This window comes from Arthrobacter sp. MDB1-55 (assembly GCF_059092925.1).
The window spans coordinates 666,500-684,335 of record NZ_JBNHID010000002.1 but is presented as its reverse complement, the minus strand read 5'-3'; the positions used below and the strand labels follow the sequence as shown (position 1 = coordinate 684,335).

The 17,836-nt window shown below is 62.8% G+C and carries 15 protein-coding genes; 5 read left to right on the top strand and 10 right to left on the bottom strand.

Features of this window, described 5'->3' with window-relative positions; translation table 11 throughout:
- Positions 1-11: 11 nt before the first annotated feature.
- From AC5RU3_RS10530 to AC5RU3_RS10520, 3 genes are all read right to left on the bottom strand, one after another.
- Complete coding sequence (locus tag AC5RU3_RS10530; protein WP_493965620.1) at positions 12-1,010, bottom strand: formylglycine-generating enzyme family protein; 999 nt, start codon at positions 1,008-1,010, stop codon at positions 12-14.
- Positions 997-1,329 carry a hypothetical protein gene (locus AC5RU3_RS10525; protein WP_309072192.1) on the bottom strand — a complete coding sequence of 111 codons (333 nt, stop codon included), beginning with the start codon at positions 1,327-1,329 and terminating at the stop codon, positions 997-999. Before AC5RU3_RS10525 ends, AC5RU3_RS10530 begins: the two co-directional genes overlap by 14 nt.
- Positions 1,330-1,441: 112 nt before the next feature.
- Positions 1,442-3,358: a primary-amine oxidase gene (locus tag AC5RU3_RS10520; RefSeq protein ID WP_493965471.1), complete on the bottom strand. Its 1,917-nt coding sequence runs from the start codon at positions 3,356-3,358 to the stop codon at positions 1,442-1,444.
- Positions 3,359-3,452: 94 nt separating this feature from the next.
- Here AC5RU3_RS10520 and AC5RU3_RS10515 point away from each other — a divergent pair, with 94 nt between their 5' ends.
- A complete protein-coding gene (locus tag AC5RU3_RS10515) occupies positions 3,453-4,040 on the top strand; it encodes a TetR/AcrR family transcriptional regulator (RefSeq protein WP_493965470.1) in 588 nt (195 codons plus the stop codon).
- Between the two features lie 110 nt (positions 4,041-4,150).
- On the opposite strand, the gene AC5RU3_RS10510 is transcribed toward AC5RU3_RS10515, so the two are convergent.
- The 3 genes from AC5RU3_RS10510 to AC5RU3_RS10500 all read right to left on the bottom strand — a co-directional run bounded on the left by AC5RU3_RS10510 (position 4,151) and on the right by AC5RU3_RS10500 (position 7,191).
- Positions 4,151-5,614, bottom strand: a complete 1,464-nt coding sequence (locus AC5RU3_RS10510; protein ID WP_493965469.1) for an APC family permease — start codon at positions 5,612-5,614, stop codon at positions 4,151-4,153.
- 111 nt (positions 5,615-5,725) lie between these two features.
- The gene (locus AC5RU3_RS10505) at positions 5,726-6,544 is read right to left on the bottom strand and encodes an SDR family NAD(P)-dependent oxidoreductase (protein WP_493965468.1); all 819 of its coding nucleotides are present in this window, start codon (positions 6,542-6,544) and stop codon (positions 5,726-5,728) included.
- Entirely contained in the window at positions 6,541-7,191 is a 651-nt protein-coding gene (locus tag AC5RU3_RS10500) for a TetR/AcrR family transcriptional regulator (protein WP_309124219.1), read from the bottom strand. Before AC5RU3_RS10500 ends, AC5RU3_RS10505 begins: the two co-directional genes overlap by 4 nt.
- A gap of 80 nt (positions 7,192-7,271) precedes the next feature.
- On the opposite strand from AC5RU3_RS10500, the gene AC5RU3_RS10495 reads away from it, so the two are divergent.
- The 3 genes from AC5RU3_RS10495 (at position 7,272) to AC5RU3_RS10485 (ending at position 10,649) form a co-directional block, all read left to right on the top strand.
- A complete protein-coding gene (locus AC5RU3_RS10495; RefSeq protein WP_309072186.1) occupies positions 7,272-8,315 on the top strand; it encodes a phosphotransferase enzyme family protein in 1,044 nt (347 codons plus the stop codon).
- Positions 8,312-9,601 carry an aspartate aminotransferase family protein gene (locus tag AC5RU3_RS10490; protein WP_309124218.1) on the top strand — a complete coding sequence of 430 codons (1,290 nt, stop codon included), beginning with the start codon at positions 8,312-8,314 and terminating at the stop codon, positions 9,599-9,601. Before AC5RU3_RS10495 ends, AC5RU3_RS10490 begins: the two co-directional genes overlap by 4 nt.
- A gap of 94 nt (positions 9,602-9,695) precedes the next feature.
- The gene (locus AC5RU3_RS10485; protein ID WP_309124217.1) at positions 9,696-10,649 is read left to right on the top strand and encodes an AraC-like ligand-binding domain-containing protein; all 954 of its coding nucleotides are present in this window, start codon (positions 9,696-9,698) and stop codon (positions 10,647-10,649) included.
- A gap of 57 nt (positions 10,650-10,706) precedes the next feature.
- Here AC5RU3_RS10485 and AC5RU3_RS10480 read toward each other — a convergent pair whose 3' ends face one another.
- From AC5RU3_RS10480 to AC5RU3_RS10465, 4 genes are all read right to left on the bottom strand, one after another.
- On the bottom strand, positions 10,707-11,753 hold the full coding sequence (locus tag AC5RU3_RS10480) for an ABC transporter permease (protein WP_493965467.1): 1,047 nt from the start codon (positions 11,751-11,753) through the stop codon (positions 10,707-10,709).
- Positions 11,750-13,282: a sugar ABC transporter ATP-binding protein gene (locus tag AC5RU3_RS10475; protein WP_493965466.1), complete on the bottom strand. Its 1,533-nt coding sequence runs from the start codon at positions 13,280-13,282 to the stop codon at positions 11,750-11,752. The genes AC5RU3_RS10480 and AC5RU3_RS10475 overlap by 4 nt, the downstream gene beginning before the upstream one ends.
- A gap of 68 nt (positions 13,283-13,350) precedes the next feature.
- On the bottom strand, positions 13,351-14,343 hold the full coding sequence (locus tag AC5RU3_RS10470; protein ID WP_493965465.1) for a sugar ABC transporter substrate-binding protein: 993 nt from the start codon (positions 14,341-14,343) through the stop codon (positions 13,351-13,353).
- 52 nt (positions 14,344-14,395) lie between these two features.
- Positions 14,396-16,048 (bottom strand): amidohydrolase, encoded by a 1,653-nt coding sequence (locus AC5RU3_RS10465; protein ID WP_493965464.1) that lies wholly within the window; start codon positions 16,046-16,048, stop codon positions 14,396-14,398.
- A gap of 363 nt (positions 16,049-16,411) precedes the next feature.
- Here AC5RU3_RS10465 and AC5RU3_RS10460 point away from each other — a divergent pair, with 363 nt between their 5' ends.
- On the top strand, positions 16,412-17,821 hold the full coding sequence (locus AC5RU3_RS10460; RefSeq protein WP_309124212.1) for an aldehyde dehydrogenase family protein: 1,410 nt from the start codon (positions 16,412-16,414) through the stop codon (positions 17,819-17,821).
- Positions 17,822-17,836: the final 15 nt, after the last annotated feature.

Sequence of the window (17,836 nt, the reverse complement as noted above, 5' to 3'; positions counted from 1 at the left end):
CCCGAGAATCCTTACCTGGCCGGGGCAACCTGGGCCGTGCGGAAACCACAGTTACTGCTGGCGGAGTCAGGCGAATTGGAGCTTCGCGCTGCAACCCGGTACCGGTTGCAATACGAGTCGTGGCACAGATAGGAGCCCCCTCGCATCACCCGCCCCTTGCCGATCGTCGGGCCCGCAGGGTCGCTGGGTGGTGAGTTGCGGTAGTACTTGGGGAGGAACCAGTCGTTGCACCACTCCCACACGTTGCCGCTCATCTCATAGAGGCCGTAACCGTTCGGCGGAAAGCTCCGGACCGGAGCGGTGCCAACAAATCCGTCATCCTGTGAGTTTCGCCTGGGGAACTCGCCCTGCCAGATGTTGCACAGGTGCTCGCCGTGCGCTCCCAATAGCTCGTTACCCCAGGGATACCGATGACCTTCCAGTCCGCCGCGGGCCGCATATTCCCACTGTGCCTCCGATGGCAGCTGCCGCCCAGCCCACCTGCAATACGCCTGGGCATCGTTCCAGGACACCTGTACCACCGGATGATCGGGAATATCCTTCCAACTGGAGTTGGGCCCATAGGGGTGAGCCCAGTCCGCTCCACGGACGTTCCTCCACCAGGGCGTTCCGGCTGCCACCCCCAGGACGTCCTCCGGATCAGCCTGGACCAGAAGGTGAAACACCGCAGAGGTGCCGTACACCTCGGATTCTGTTCGGTACCCTGTCTCCTCCACGAACCGGGCGAAGGAGGTGTTGGTCACTGCGGTGGCGTCGATGGAGAACGCTCCAAGAGTTACCTGATGGACCGGTGTCTCCCCGTCGCCATGGTTACCCTCGTCGAACGAGTCCCCCATATGAAAGGAGCCGGCCGCTAGGTGCACCTGATCGCGGATCGCCGTCGAACCAGGGGAGGAGAAAACGGCTGCGGACCGTTCGGACGCGGACGCGGGCAGGTGAGCGCGCTCAGGAGAACCACAGCAACCCACAGTGCCCTTCCCTTCCGCGTCGGGGTATCTACAGTAGTTGATCGTTCCGCACCAGGGCGGGCTTCGTCCGATGTGCGGCTCGGAGTCGCGCGACAAGCGTCGTCGCGATCAAGGCAAGCGATATCTCGAGCGCGATGATCATCAGGGTCTGCGTCGCCGAAGCTCCCCCGTGAAATGAACGGGATTCGGCACCATGCGCATGTCCTGTCGATGGTGCCGCGAGAATCAACAGCAGATGCAACCCAGCCATTCCAACTGCACATGCTGCAACGTTATGGAGCGCCTTGACCGACGAGGCCTGCCAGATATGCAGCGCGCATGGAAGACAGACCGCCACCATGGCGATCATGAAAAGACTCATCCACCACGGATGGTGCCGGCTTACCGCCCCCCACAAGTGCACGGCGCTCGACAGCAGCACAGCCCCGACGCAGACCCGGGGATGGATATAAAACCCCCGGGTCCCGCCAAGGCTAGCTGTGACAGTGGCCACCAGATGCCTGTGCGGTCGGTGGGACGTCCAATACGGGGCTCCGGTCGAAGAAACCCTCGGGGCGGAGCTTGAAGCCGACCGTGTCAACAGGCATGATCGGCCAGTCCTCCACCCGGGGGAAGTGCGTCAACCCGAAGGTGTGCCACACGACGAGGTCCTGCCCGTCGAGGTCGCGGTCCTGCGCGACGTACGCCGGCAGACCCGCGCCGCCCGCGTGCTGGTTCACGAAGTCGCCGGTCGGGTAACGCTCTTCCTCGGCGAACCGGGTCACCCACAGGTCTTTAGTGGCGAAGGCGGCACGCTTGGCGATGGAGGAATTGGGGTCCGCCAACAGTGTCGGTTGACCCTCGGAGTGCAACTTGTAGGCAACCGACTCGCCGAGGCGGTTGAGGGATTCCGGGTTGGAGATCACCCAGGTGCGGCCGCTGCGTGCATCGCCTTCCCGCACGCCCTCGGACTCTCGGGCGACCACAGTCCGCTTTCGAGAGAACGCATTACCGCGCGGATTATCCGGGCTCACTGGCTGACGGACGATGTCCTCCTCCTCAACCCTGTTGGCGAAGCCGTCGATCGCCATGTCGAGCCGGGCGCTGAAGAGATGCTGGTGGTAGGGAGCACCAAGTCCCGGTGCGATCTGGGAGATGTTGTCGGAACCCGCCTCCGGGAAGGCCGACGTGAAGACGATCCCGGTCGCCTTGGCTTCGAACTCGATGGTGCCGTCGAGGTAGAGGTACCAGTAGAAGCCGTAATCGTAGTTGCCGATGGTCGTGAAGAAGGAGATGACCAAGCGCCTGTTGCGGCGGGTGTAATTGACACCGGACCACAGGTCGCTGTGCTTGGCGAGGATCCCCCAGTCTTCCTCGTGCATGCAGATACCGTTGCGAATCTCGCGGGGGTTCCCGAACGCGTCACTGATGACAGGGCTGAGGTAGGTGATGTCGCCCAGGCAATCGCAACCCAGCTCGAGCGAATTGGCGTACTGCCCCACCAGGTACTCGCCCGTATCGAAGTAGTTCTGCCACGACCGGATCGGTGAAGGATCACCGTAGGGCACAACCATCTCAGCGATCGACGCACGGTGAATGACCGGCCGAATCCGGCCCTTGTCGTTGAAAGAGAGGTTATGCAGAACAACGCCTTCGCGAACGTCGAACCCTACGTCGAGGTTCCAGTTCTCCCACTCCACGTGGTTGCCGCCGGTGACGGAGAAGCTGGGCCCCTCCGGCTGGGTGATGCTGATTGGCTTCTGGCTCGTGCGCAACGGACCGGTCAGCTCGGGATCTGTGTAGTTTCCATGCTCCTCCGGTACGGGCATGGGCCCGAGATCCAGTATCTGCGTGACAACCTTCCCGACGACGTCGACGTAAGCCACCAGGCCATCGACGGGGTGCGCCCACGCACTGTCGGTCTCGTGTTCCTGAACGAAAGCGAGGCCGCGCAGGATTCGCTTGCCCTTCTCATCCTCGTACTCGTAGACACCGGCAGAGAGCGGCGCGACACGCACCTTTGCAACGTCCAGGTTCCGGCTGGCGAGAGCTGCAAGCCAGCGTTCGTCGGTGGACAGCAACTCCTCGACGACCTCGAACTCCTCCTCAAGAACGGGCAGTTCTCCCGTGGACCCAGTATCCAACTCGACGTGCGAGAGGACCTTGCCCGTGGTTGTGGAAACCAGGACATCATGGGGGGCCGCACCGGAGACGTCGTGAATGAAGATGCGAAATCGACGGCCTTCCTCGCCATTGCCGGCCTGACGACTGGGATCGACCAGCCCAAGGTACGCGATTCTCTTGGATGAGCCCAGAAAATCGTGGTCGCGGAGGATGCGCTGCACCTCAAGAATCTCATCGGCGCTGGCCAGCGCGTATGAATTTTCGGTGGCTATGGGTGACATGGTCATTGGATCTTCCTCGGTCCGCTGGTTTTTCTATGGTTGTAGAATAAACCGAGAGTAAGGTGGATCACAAGGGTTCCGCAAAAAAGGAGTTTGGAATTTGCCGAAGATCGTGGACCACGACCAGCGTCGGCTGGAACTGGTGGATGCAACCTGGCGGATCATCGCCCGCGACGGTATTGAAGGCGCTACCATGCGGGACATTGCACTGGAGGCAGGCTTCTCGAACGGAGCGTTGAAGCCATACTTCCCCACAAAGGATGATCTGCTCACCTTCGCGTTTCGCCACGTCTTCAACCGCACCAACGAACGGATAGCCCTCACTACCTTCAACCGCTCCGGGCTGGCTGCCATTCGTGCGTTCGGACTGGAAGTTCTGCCGGTGGATGACGAGAAAATCAGTGAAGCCCGGATCGTCATCGCATTCTGGCAGAAGGCTGTTACTGACGTAGACAAAGCGTCAATCCATCAGCAGTCGATGGAGCAGTGGCGGTTCGCGCTGCTCCGCCACCTCTCAGAGGCTCGCCAGGTTGGATCGGTGACAACAGGCGTGGAGGATTCCGTCGTGGCCGAACAACTGATGAACATGTTCCTCGGCGCCCAGGTCACCGCTGCCCTCTCGCCGGTACACGACGAACTGCCGTCGTACAGTGCACAGCTCGATGGACTTCTCGCGAACCTATCCTGAGAGTCTCCCGGCGTCGAAAAACCACGAAGAGAGTCCTTCAAGGACTTTGCAGAAGTGCCGCACGAATGCCAAGCGGCCGGCACCATGGAAAGTGCCGGCCGCTCAGTCGATTAGTGCCTCGTTGTGGAAACAGGATCGGGGTCGAACCGTTCCAGGTCACTTTCCAGTCGGCCGTAGACTTCGGGCCGATTCTTGCGCAGGTAAGCGCCGTAGACAACGCCTGCCGCGACGGCGAGCGCGAGAAGCCACGGGAGGATCGTGACGTACCACGCCTCCGACCCTGCCAGCACGGAGAAGTTCAGGACTGCCATGGTGCAGATTCCGAGGAGTCCCAGGAAACCCAGTCCGGGTGCCACGAAGGTCTTCCCCCAGCGGGCGTCGCCACGGCGTCGGAAGTACACAACGACAGCGAGCGCGGCGGCCATCTGCAGGACCAGGATGCACAGGGTGCCGAAGCCGATCATGACGGGGACGAGCGTGGTGATCGCATCGAGTCCGAACAAGGCGAAGAGACCGGCAACGACGAGGGCGAACCCCGCGTTGACCATGAGCGCGTTCTGAGGCACACCGTTCTCACGTGTGCGTGACAGGCTGGCAGGAAGCACACCCGCCCGGCCCAGCGAGAACAGGTAGCGGGATGCCACGTTGTGGAAGGCCAACTGCGCGGCGAACAGGCTGACTACGAGCAATATCAGGACCGCAATGAGCATGAACGGCCCGAGGTACTGGTCGACGAGCACGAGTACGAGGTCCCCGGTCTCCAGACTGGCGAGAGCTGTCTCCTGGGCGTTCTGCACCCCGACAGCACTGACGATCGCCCACACGGTGATGGCGTGGATGAGGCCGACGATCACAATGGCGGCGTACGTTGCGCGTGGGATGGTGCGGTGCGGGTCCTTCGCCTCTTCGCTGAACAGCGACGTCGCCTCGAAACCGAGGAATGCGGTCGCGGCAAGGAGAAGGCCGACGCCTATTGACCCGCTCAGAATGACGTCTGTGCTGAAGACCTCCAGGCTGAATCCCGTCTGGACGAGCACGGAGACGCTGAACACGAGAAGGATGAGAACTTCGAGTACAAGCGCAATTCCCAGCACGACGGCGCTGAGCTCGATGCCGCCACGCGCGAGCAGGAAGGCAATGACCATGACTACTACACCGGCGAGGTACCAGTGGATGTCGAGGCCGGTGATCTGTGCGATCACGATACTCGTGAAGAAGCCTGCCGTGCCTACGGCCCCTGCAACGAAGAAGTTGTAGCCCAGCGTTGCAATGAAGCCTGCGATGAGGCCAGCCGTCTTGCCGAGGCCTTTGACGATGAAGGCGTAGAAGCCGCTCGCATTGGCCAGCTCCCGCGACATCTGCGCATAGCCGACGGCGAATAGGAGGAGCGTGATCGCGACGAGGACGAATGCGACTACCACACCGCCCCCATTGCCGAGGGCGATCGCCAGCGCAGCGACAACAATTGCAACGGTGAGCGGTGCGACGGCCGCGAGGACCAGGAAGACCACGCCCGGAACTCCGAGTTGGTTCGGAGCGAGGTGGCCGCTGGTGTTTTGCTCTGGTGCAGTCATTTCAGAGATCTCCCAGTGGTTGAGTGTGATCTCAAGTGTGAGGAAATAGTGCCCTCAGCGGTTGACCAACAGCGAACGGTCTTGGTCCCTCAGCGCACGCCTGACCCGCCGTCACATCCCGGCGTGGGCGAACGCCGTGGTGGGAACGTCGACGCTCGTCGCACCGCCGTCCACCGGGATAACGGCTCCCGAGACGTACGAGGCGGCGGGGGACGCGAGGAAAAGGGTTACCTCCGCGACCTCCGAGGGCTCTGCCGGGCGGCCAAGCGGAACATCGGCCGTCACGGCGGTGTACGCACTCTCTCGACCGTCGAGTCCCGCCTGGGTCGCAAACTCGTCCATCTCGGAGTCCGCCATCGGTGTCCGCACCCAACCGGGACATATAGCGTTGGCCCGCACGCCGTGGACTCCGTAGTCACGAGCGATCGACCGGGTGAGGCCGATGAGCGCGTGCTTCGCTGTGGTGTACCCGATAGTGCTAGGCCCGGCCGCGAGACCGGCGAGTGAGGAGACGACGACGATTGAGCCCCGTGCCGCCTTCAGCGCCTCAATCGACGCGCGGGCGAAGACGAACGCCGAGTCAAGGTTGGAGCGCATGCTCGCCGCCCACGCTTCGTCCGTCGTCTCATCCAGGGCCGCGAAGCCGTGACCACCGGCGTTCGCGATGAATGCGTCGAGCCTGCCGAAATGTTCGAGCACGGTAGCGACGGCAGCGGCGGCGCCCCTGGAGTCCGCCGCATCCGCGACTATCGGCAGCGCTCCAGTACGGCGGGCGACATCCTCAAGAGGCCCTTGCCGTCGCCCGATCACCGCGACACGCCAGCCGGCGGCGACAAAGCGCTCGGCAATGGCTGCACCTATTCCGGTGCCACCGCCGGTTACCGCGACCACACGGTCAGTGGATTGTTCCCTGCCTGGTGCCTCAGTCATCGTTGTTCACTCTCAGTCGTCGTCGGGCTTTCAGGCGTCGTCGGAATTGCGCTCGGTCCAAGCGCCCGCAATCCCTTGAGGATTGTCCAGACCGATGTGACGAAACGCTCGCAGAGTTCCGGGTTCTGCGCCGCGGCAACTCCGGCATCGCGCAGGCTCGATACGAGCAGGGTAGCGAGGGTTTCTGGCTCGGCATCGGCTGGCAGCTCGCCCGCTGCCTGAGCTGTCGACAGCTCAGTTCGAATGTCATCGAAGTAGCTTTGCGCGCCTACTCCACGCTCGGAGCGAAAACCGAGGAGGCTGGGCCCAGAGACACTGTAGAAACTGCCCAGATTGGGTGAACTTGAGAACTCAAGCATGGTGCGAGCGTAACTGGCGATGCGGGCGTCCCATCCGACGATTTGTGTTGCCCGCTCCCGCGCCAGCTCGATCAAAGACTCCCCTGCGCGGAAGTATGCAGCTCTTAAGACACCATCGCGACCATCGGGAAAGTGGGAGTAGATGGTGGATCGGGACGTGCCGCAGGCCGCACAGATGCGTTCGATGGTTGCAGCCTCCACCCCCTCTTCACTGACGAGCTGGAGGGTGGTGGCGGCCAGTTCGGTACGCACATGATCCCGACGTCGCTCTTTCAAAGTTGTCGTCATCTTGCTCCAATCAGAATTTGATTCTGGAAAGTAGAACCAGAGTATGGGACAGTGGGGTTACTGTCCACGACGGGAGAATCATGCATATCAAAGACGCACATGACATCGCACGGGCTGCGCTCGCCCCCTTCGGGCTGGACCCGGACTCCCGCGTCGAATTCATCAAGTATCGGGAGAATCACGTCTTCCGTGCCATCGATTCCACCGGCAGTTCGACCGCGATCCGACTTCATCGGCCGGGCTACCGTGACGAAGAAGAACTACGTTCCGAGTTCGAATTCCTCCGTGCGCTGCGCGACGCGGGAGTCGAGGTCCCGGAGGTTATCCCCACTCTCGACGGCGACCTGTTCACTCTGGTGCAGGTCGGGGAACACAGCCGACAGGTCTCTGCACAGCGCTGGGTCGAGGACGCTTCCCCCTTCGGAGATATCGAGTCCGTACTTGCAGGACGACACAATCCCGAACCCGCCGCCTTCGCGCAGATCGGCGCGCTGCTGGGCCGCCTCCATGCCGCAGCAGTCAGGATGGGCATCCCCGCCGGCTTCCGCCGTTCGGCCTGGGACGCAGCCGGCTTGGCTGGACCATCACCGCTCTGGGGAGACCCGCGCCTCCTTACTTCCCTGACGACCGAGGAGCGGGATGCGGTGGACAGGGCACTTCCTGCGCTCCATGAACAGCTTTCCGCACTGCCGACGGACAGTTCGGTGTTCGGCATCATCCACGCCGACGCAAGCCCCGAGAACCTCCTCGAAACTGCGCACGGCGTTGTGCTCATAGACTTCGACGACTTTGGCACCGGCTGGTTTGTTTTCGACCTTGTGACCGCGATCTTCCACCACGCACTACATCCCCGCTACCTCGATTATGAGCAGGCCCTCATTGCCGGCTACACGCAGGAACGTCCCCTCAGCAAGGATGAGATCGCGGTTTGGGACGCCTTCATGCTTGCCCGAGGGCTCACCTACCTCGCATGGGCAGCAGAACGACCGGGAGATCCCGCGTCTGACTTCGTGGCAGCCAATGTCGCACCGTGGGTCGCCCAACTCGCCGACACCTATGACCGCGGACAGGCCTCGCCATGGCGCCGACCCGCAATTGCGTCCCCAGGAAAGGACTCACAGTGAGCAACTCAGCACTTCTGGCCCGCCGCTTCGCGACGATCGGGCGTCACTCGCCCCTCTTCTACGAGGAACCAATCCACCTCGTTCAGGGATCCGGCGTGTGGCTCACCGACGTCACGGGCCGCCGCTACCTTGATGCCTACAACAACGTTCCGCACGTCGGGCACGCCCACCCCCGCGTCGTTGAAGCACTTCGAGCTCAAGCCTCGACCCTGAACATCCACACGCGCTACCTCAACGAGCGCGTCGTGGAATACGCGGAGGAACTCCTGGCCCGATTCGAGCCCGAGCTCGACCGCGTGCTCTTTGCCAACAGCGGTTCGGAGGCCAATGAGCTGGCCTTCCGCATCGCTCGGCAGCATACGCAGGCAACCGGAATCCTGGTCACAGACTTCAGCTACCACGGCAACACCACGCTGCTGGCCGGCATCACAACGGGCCTGAAGACGCGTGAGGGGCTTGCCCCGAACGTACGCTCCTTCCCCGTCCCTGATCTTGACGCCGCAGCTAACGCGGGTCGCACGCCGGAGGAGGTGCGGGAGGAGGCGCTCATCCATGTAGACCGCGCCATTGCCGAACTCATCAGGGAAGGACACGGTGTCTGTGCCGTCATCCTCGAGTCGATCTTCTCAACTGAGGGCCTGCCGACCGTGCCGGAGGGTTATGTTGAGGGAATCGCCGCGCGGGTACGCGCTGCGGGAGGCCTCGTCATCGGAGACGAAGTGCAGGCAGGGTTGGGCCGCATCGGCAGCCATTTCTGGGGATACCAGCGCTACGACCTTGTTCCCGACTTCGTCACCCTCGGCAAACCGCTCGGGAACGGGCACCCGCTTGCTGCCGTCGTGACGAGGGAAGCCCTGCTCGAGGAGTTCGGAACATACAACGAGTTCTTCAACACCTTCGCCGGGAACCCTGTCTCGTCGGCCGTCGGGCTCGAGGTGCTGTCCATCATCGATGACGAACAGCTCGTGTCACGGTCAAAACGTCTGGGATCGACGATCCGTGCGGAGCTGACAACCCTGACGGATAGCCACGACCTGCTCGGCCCCGTCAAGGGAGACGGCCTGTTTTTCGGGTTCTCCGTGTTCCAAGATCCCGAGCACCAGGTACCCGACCCTGTGGCGACGAAACAGCTCGTTGAAGCAATCAAGACGCGGGACGTCCTGCTCAGCAAGATCGGGCCAACCGGTTCGGTCCTCAAGATCAGGCCCCCGCTCGCGATCGAGGATAGCCACCTCCCGTTGCTCCTGGGTGCTATCCGTGACGCGGTTGCGAACACGATGAGATGAATTATTGGCCGGCTCGACACAGTGCTATAACGCAGTTCCTGTGGTAGATTAGAGGATCGTATACGATTCTCGTTTCACGATGGAGTGAGATCTTATGACACACACCCGTTCCGTATTACTCCCCAACGAGCGCACTGAGCTGCTTCCGCTGGCCGGGTTCCGCAGCGCCGTCGCGGAGGCCGTCGTCGCTCTCGATGTCAGGACTGAACAACCTGATGACTTCCATGGCGCGCTCAGTGGTCGCGCGAGTGGCGACGTCCAACTGCTTGCAATTGCGGGAGACGCCCATTCGGTGCACCGCACGCCGTCTCTCATTTCCAAGAACCCGCAGCACTACTTCAAGTTCACTGTGCTCGAGCAGGGTAGCGGCATGATCATCCAGGACGGGCGGGAAAGCCGTCTGGCAGCGGGGGACATGGCTGTCTACGACACCGATCGCCCCTACTCGCTTATCTGCGGCGACAATACGCGCGTCTCGGTCGTGATGTTCCCCAAGGAGATGTTGGCTCTACCAAGCCATGTCGTTGCCAGGGCCGCTGCCACACGCCTGGACGGTGTTTCAGGTATCGGTGCGATGGTGCGGCCGTACATCTCGTCCCTCGCGCAGCAAGCGTGCGACCTTGAATCCCATACGCTGCACCGCCTGTCGCGGAATGCCCTCGACCTCGTATCCACCCTCCTTGAGTCGCACTGCGGGCCCGAAGTTCCCGTCACCGCTCACGAGACCCTTCTGCAACGCGTCCTGGATTACGTTGACGAGCATCTCTCCGAGCCCGAGCTGAACCCTCGCATGATCGCGGCCGCCCACTTTGTCTCTGTGCGGTACCTGCATCTACTGTTCAGCGACCAAGGCACAACCATCTCGACTGTCATCCGCAACCGTCGTCTCGAGCGTTGCTACGACGAGCTAATCAACCCACTCCGTACGGAGAGGTCCGTGACGTCGATCGCGCTCGACAACGGCTTCGTCGATCCTGCCCACTTCAGCCGATCGTTCCGCACACACTTTGGGGTCTCCCCCAGTTCGCTCCGCCCGAAGCGTCCGTGAAGCAGGGTGGGCTCCCGACTCGTCGATACGAGTGCGGAAACCCACCTGCGACACAGGTCAACTGACCTTCGTCGGTTCGCCCCGGTCCGAGCTCGCTTGTCCCGGCGTCATGGCCGCCAGTCGTCGCGCCTTGGCTGCAGCGAGACGATCCCTGAGCACGTGGGTAACGAGGCTTAGCCCGATCGCTGCGATCAGCGCGAGCCCGCTGGCCACGGACTGCCAGAACGTTGTGACTCCCAGCAGCACGAGTGAGTTATTGAGTGCGCCGTAGAAGAGAACCCCGACGAGCACTCCGAAAACACTTCCCTCTCCTCCCGTGAGAGCCACACCGCCGAGGAGCACAGCGGTGAGTACGACGAGCTCGAACCCCGCGCCTATCTGGCCGGCCGGTGCGCTGTTGAGTCGGGCGACCACGATGGTGCCGGCAAAACCGGCGAAAGCACCGGAGAGCACAAACAGCACGAAAGGAATCACCTTCACGTGCACGCCCGAGAGATAGGCCGCCTCGCGGTTGACCCCGAGGGCATACACGTGGCGTCCGACCGGCGTCTGCGTCAGGAACACGGCAGCAACAACGAGGAGGATTCCGGCTATCCAGACCGACAGTGGGATACCGGCGACCGTGCCCACGCCCAGGAACCCGAACTGGTCTCCGAAGTTGTTTCGCGGCGCGGGGCTGATGAGTTGGGCAATCCCTCGTACCGCCGTGAGCGTGCCGAGGGTCGTGATGAATGAGTTGAGCCCCAGCACCGTGACGGCAAGAGCATTGGCAAGCCCTACCGCAGCGCCGGCCAGCATCGCCAGGACGATGGCGACGACCGGTTCGCCTGCGCCCTTATCCATCACGACGGCCGCAACCACGCCTCCGAGGGCCAGTGATGACCCCACAGACAGGTCTATATACCCGGAGATCAGGAGCATGGCGACGGGTATCGCCACGATGGCAATGACGGCGCTGTCCTGCAGGATGCCTCGCACATTCTGCCAGGCGAAGAAGGAATCTGTCGTGAAGTGGACCGCAAGCACCATGATGATGAGCAGCACAAAAAGTGGCGTGCGTACGAGGCCCTCAATGACGGCGGGGACCATGCGATTGTTGTTCATTGCGCGAGCCCTTCGGCGGATTCGATGATTCGTGTATCGGGATGAGTGCTGTGCACGATCGCAAGGAGCTGATCGGCTGTGGTGTCGGCGACGAGGTGCTCACCGATGATTTGCCCTTGCTCGAAGATCAGACAGCGGTGCGCCAGGTCAACGACCTCTTCTGACTCGTTGGTCGCAACGAGGATGCCGACCCCCCGCTCAGCGGCGAGGCGCTTCACCGCGTCGTAGATGTCCTTGCGGGCACCGACGTCGACGCCCTGGGTTGGGTCGTCGAGCAAGAGCACCCGGGTCCGGGCAACGTCGTTCACCCAGCGTCCGAGCAGGACTTTTTGCTGGTTCCCGCCGCTGAATCTGCCTGCGGGAAGCGTCGATGACATCGGGCGCAAGGAGAGCCAGTGAGCGACACGATCAAAAACGCCGCGTTCCGATGTCTGGGACCGGAACCCGAAGCGGGCTACCTTCGGTGCAACGCCGACGACGGTGTTATCGAGTGCAGACAAGGTGCCGAATAGCCCCTCCCGCGCCCGGTCTCCCGGCACCAGGGCGATTCCTCCCCTTAGAGCGGTGAGCGGACTGTCTGCCTTCCGGGGAACTCCGTCGACGCTGACTGTGCCCCCTGTCCGACGGATTCGCCCGAAGAGCGTGTTCAGGAACCGGGTGCGCCCGGACCCTATCAGTCCATAACAGGCGACAATCTCGCCTGCGGCGACCGTAACGTCGATCGGACCGAGGCCCGGTGACATCAGGCCCCGCACAGCGAGTGCCGGGGTGCGGTCCAGCCGGGGCGGGACAGGGCGGTCATGCGCGGCGCCCTGACCATCGCTAATGGCGTCAACAAGGGCCTCTTGTGTGATGTCCTTGCCCCGCGCGCTCCAGACGGCCTTGCCATTGCGGAGCACGGTGGCCGCATCCGCCAGTTTGAGCACCTCGCCCAGGAGGTGAGTCACGTAGAGGATCGCGATGCCCCGGTTGGCGAGATCACGAACGAGGTCACCGAGGCGGTCGGATTCCTCCCGGGAGAGTGCCGCCGTCGGTTCGTCGAGAATCAGCAGCCGAGCGTCCCGTTGGAGGGCTTTGGCGATCTCGACCATTTGGCGTTGACCGATGGGAAGCGCCCGCACCTGCATATCCGGGTCGATGCCGTGAGCACCCACCCGTTCGAGGGCGGCCCGGGCCAACTCGCGCTGGCCACGTCGGTCAACGAATCCCGCCCGGGTGTGTTCCTGGCCGATGAAGAGATTTTCGGCCACCGTCAGTCCATCGATCACAGTGAGGTGCTGGTAGATGACGGCAACTCCCGCCGCGATCGATTCACGGGGGGTGAGACTGTCATAGGTGCGACCGTCGAGCTCGATCGTGCCGGCGCTCGGGTGGATGCCGCCGCCGAGGCATTTGATGACTGTGGACTTGCCTGCTCCGTTGTGCCCGAGGAGGGCATGCACTTCCCCATCGGGAATGGTGAGCGTCACGTCGTCGAGCGCCAGAGTGGCACCGTATCGCTTGGTGAGCCCGCGAACCGATGCGGCCATTGGGTCTCCTTAGATGAGGGGTGGGGGCGGACGGAGTGCCGGGCGCGCGTTACACGCCCGGCGTGTGGTCAGCCGCCCAGTTCGGCGATGTAGTCCGGGAGTTCGGGAGTGTCCTTGGTGACTACGGTCACGGGGATGTCGACGCTGGCGTCAGTCTCCCCCTCACCAAGTGCCACCGGAATGTCAATCACGTTCATGACCAGCTCACTCAGCGAGAAGTACGTGGCTGCGCGGAAGAACTTGCCCTCCTGCATCTTCTGAAGGCCGAACAGATTGGGGTCGAGACCGCCAACGTAGGTCTCCGGGTCATCCTCTGCGCGGCCGGAAGCGACGAGCGCCTGATAGGCTCCCTGCGCTGCATCACCGACTGCCGAAACCACGACGTTGACATCCGGGTGCTGCGCGAGCAGGGATGTGGTGACCGAGAGTCCGTCCTCGGGGGTCACAGCCTGCTGCTCGGCTACGATCTGCAGGTCTGGACCCGCCTCTTTGAGCCCTTCCATCAGGCCTTGAGTGCGCTCGATGCCGATCTGCCGCTCTGTCTCATTCAGAACGATCACCTTGGCGTCCGGGCCGACATTCTCGAGGGCCCACTCAGCCGCGTTCTGTCCCAGCTGATACCCGGAGTCATAGAAGCTGAACTGCAGCGTCGCGTCCTGGTTCTCCATATCACCGCCATAGGTGACCCAGTACTTGCCTTCATCCTGATACTGCTTTGCGATGCTCTCCAGGCTTGCCGGGTCAACGGGGAAGGAGACGACCGCGTCTACATCGCTTGTGAGGTAGGAGTTGAGCTGGCTGACCTGTTTCTGCAGGTCCATCTCGTCATTGGTGAAGACCACTTCGACGCCCTGCTCCGCGGCTCGTTCCTCGACGATGCCCGCGATGGCACCGTACACAGGCAGCGCCGTGAACGGGTAGTCGAACAGGATTTTGTCGACCGTGCCGCGTTCGACGGGCTCAGCCGCAGGGTCGCTTTCAGTGGTGGTGCCGCAGCCGACGAGAACGAGTGCCGTGGCACTGGTCGTCGCTACCGCCGCGAACAATCTGCTGGTACGCATGTGCTGTTCTCCTCGGTGTATCTGTGATTGGTGCAGGGACGGTGATGGGTCGTCAGTCACGGGTAAAGACCTTGCGGCCGGCAAACCACGTCTCGACTGCGTGCGTCTCGACGATGCGTTCACTCGGCACTGCGAAGGGGTCCTGGTTGAGCACCGCGAAATCCGCGGACTTGCCGACGGCGAGGGAACCGGTCACGTCATCCAATCCCATGGCTTTCGCGCCGTTGATGGTGAAGATTTCGAGAGCTTCCTCAAGCGTGACCGCTTGCTCAATCCACAGCGTGCCGGGTGCACGTCCGAGCGGGTCCGCTCGGGTCACGAGGCCCTGGATACCCTCCCACGGGTTTGGCGACACGCTGACGGGCCAGTCGGATCCGCCCGCCACCAGCACGCCCAGATCGAGAAGATCCCGGTTGGGCTGCAGCTGCCGGGCCTGCTCGGCGGGCCGGACGGTGGCGATCGCGTCGGGGATAACGCCGGGGAACCAGAGGTAAGGCGATATGTCAGCCGCCACACTGAGCGAGGCGAAACGAGGCCGGTCGTCCGGGTGCACAAACTGGCCGTGGGCGATGTGGTACTTCAGTTCGGAGTATCCGGCGGCGCGAACGGCTTCGATGGCGTCCAGTGCCACCCGCACCGATGCATCTCCAGTGCAGTGAATCTTTGCCCCGAGCCCGCGCGCCGCCGTTCGGAGCAGCCAGGACTCCAGCTCGGCGGGTTCCATCGTTGTCACTCCGCAGTGCTCGTGACCGTGCTCAGGAGTCTCCAGGTAAGGGGTGAGGAAGGCACCGGTATACGTCGGTGGCACACCGTCCAGAGCAACCTTGACGAAGTCGGGGCGGTGGTGCGCGGTCCGGAACTCTTCACCACGTGCGACGAGCTCGTCTCCAAAGGGAGTGTTGGCAAAAAGGAATCCCGAGGACAACATGCAGGAGGAAACCCACGCGTGGAGGTCTCCCGCCTCATCGAGGTCGCGCAACGCTCCCATGATTTCGACGGTTGCCGCAGCATCCTGGAAGGCAGTGATTCCGAAGGAGTGCAGGATTTCCAGGGCGCGCTGACTTGCATCGCGATACCGCTGGGGTGTGCGCTGCAGTCCGGCATCCACAGCTTCCGTGAGGGCGATCGTCGCGGATTCGAGCAGCAAACCTGTGGGCTCCCCCGTTTCCGGGTCGCGGACAATGTGGCCTTGGTCAGGATCGGGCGTGTCGGCCGTGATTCCGGCAAGCTCAAGTGCACGGGTGTTTGCGAAACGGTTGTGGTGGCTGTCATCAGTGAGGGCGACGGGGCGTCCGCCGGCCGCCTCGTCGAGGCGCTGTCGGGCGGAGACGTGGGAGAAGTTCTCGATGAGCACGCTTCCGAACGCCTCGCCGATCACCCACGCGTCGGGTTCCAGGTCGGCGGCGTACGAGCGCACCGCGTCGACGACCTCATCGAAGGTGGCAGTCGGTGAAAATGCCAACTGGTACAGATCGGCCTCTCCTGCCATCAGGTGGTGATTGTGGACGTCGACGAGACCGGGGATGACGGTCGCGCCGCCCAAATCCACGAGCTCGGTGTCAGCATCAGCAATTGCCAGTACCTCGTCATCGGATCCGACGAGCGCTATGCGACCATCAGCGACAGCGAATGCCGTGGCGGTCGGCTGCGCCGAATCCATCGTGCGGATAACAGCATTGGTGACTATGACGTCGGCTCTGCTCATGAGTCCTCCTTGATCACCCCGGGGTCCGGCCGCCCCGAGCGTTTCCATCAACTATCGGTGTGCCGGAGCGCTTCCTCTTGACCACGGGCGCACCCGCATTGACCCTCGATGCAGACTTCGCCCTTCGGACATTTCGGTGTGTCCTTTTGGAAATGAGCCCGAAATTTGGGCGCCAAAAGTTGAGGGATCGGGCTCGACATCAGGAACGGCGGGCACTGCTCTTCGGTGCTTCAACCCCGGACTTCGATTCCTTCGACACCCCCGCGATGCACCGCTGGGCAATCAGAGTGCGCGCATCGGCAATCGACGTTCGCCGTCACCGCGCAGAATTAAGAATCATCATTCGGATCGAGGAGGATCACTATGACCGCTGGAACTTCAATTCTCGAGGCCATCACTGTTTCGGAGACAGAGGGCCGGGCCATCCCCGATGCTGCGACGCGCGAGACGATCGGTTATGCCCCTGTGCACACGGCCGCCGACCTTGAGGGGATGATCACTCGGGCTCGTCAGGCGCAGCCGGCATGGAACGCCCTCGGGCACGACGAACGTTCACGGCTCCTCAACGCCATCGCCGATGACATCGAGGCAAACGCGGAGGAGTTGGCGGAACTGCTCTCCCGCGAGCAGGGGAAGCCTCTCGGCGGCCTCAACGCCCGCTTCGAGGTGGGAGCCTGCTCGGTCTGGACGCGCAGCGCGGCGAATACGCCACTGGAACCGGAGGTCGTCTTCGAAGATGGCGGTTCCCGCGCCGAGGTGCACTACGACGCACTCGGCGTTGTTGCCGCGATCGGTCCGTGGAACTGGCCCATGATGATCACCGTCTGGCAGATTGCACCATCGCTGCGCATGGGCAACACGGTTGTGGTCAAGCCCAGCGAATACACTCCCCTGTCGGTGCTCGCGCTCGTCAACATCTACAACCGCCATCTGCCGGAGGACGTACTTTCGGTCATTTCCGGGGACGGTGAGGTGGGTGCTGCGATGACGGCGCACCCGGATATCGACAAAATCATGTTCACCGGCTCCACGGAGACGGGGCGCAAGATCGTCGAGTCTTCGTCGAACAACCTCGCGCGCCTCACTCTCGAGCTCGGAGGCAACGATCCCGGCATTGTGCTTCCCGGTACCACCGTGTCGGCCATCGCCGAAAACCTCTTCTGGGGCTGCTTCATCAATACGGGCCAGACGTGTGCCTCCCTCAAGCGTCTCTACGTGCACGACTCCGTGTATGACGAGGTGGTGGAAACGCTCGCGCAACTCGCGAAGACCATGCCCATGGGCCGCGGTCTCGACGACGCGTCCGTACTTGGTCCGCTGCAGAATGAAGTGCAGTTCGACATCGTTTCGTCGCTCGTAGACGACGCCCGTGCCCGGGGCGCGCGGATCGTCGCTGGTGGCGCACCCGCCCCCGAGCTCGGGCCGCTGTTCTACCAGGCCACCATCGTTGCCGATATCGAGGACGGTGCGGAGCTGGTTGATCGGGAGCAGTTCGGCCCCGCAATCCCCGTCATCCGATACTCAGACGTCGACGACGCCGTGCGCCGAGCCAACGATTCAGACCAAGGTCTTGGCGCCTCCGTGTGGTCGGATGATGTCGACGCGGCTGTCGAGGTCGCCAAGCGCCTGCAGGCCGGCAGCGTGTGGATCAACCAGCACGGTGGGCTCAATCCAATGGTGCCCTTCGGCGGAATTAAGGCTTCAGGGTACGGTCAGGAATTTGGTGTCGCCGGCCTCAAGTCAGTGGCCGCACCCAAGGTCATCAGCCGCTGACGGCTCAGATCATGC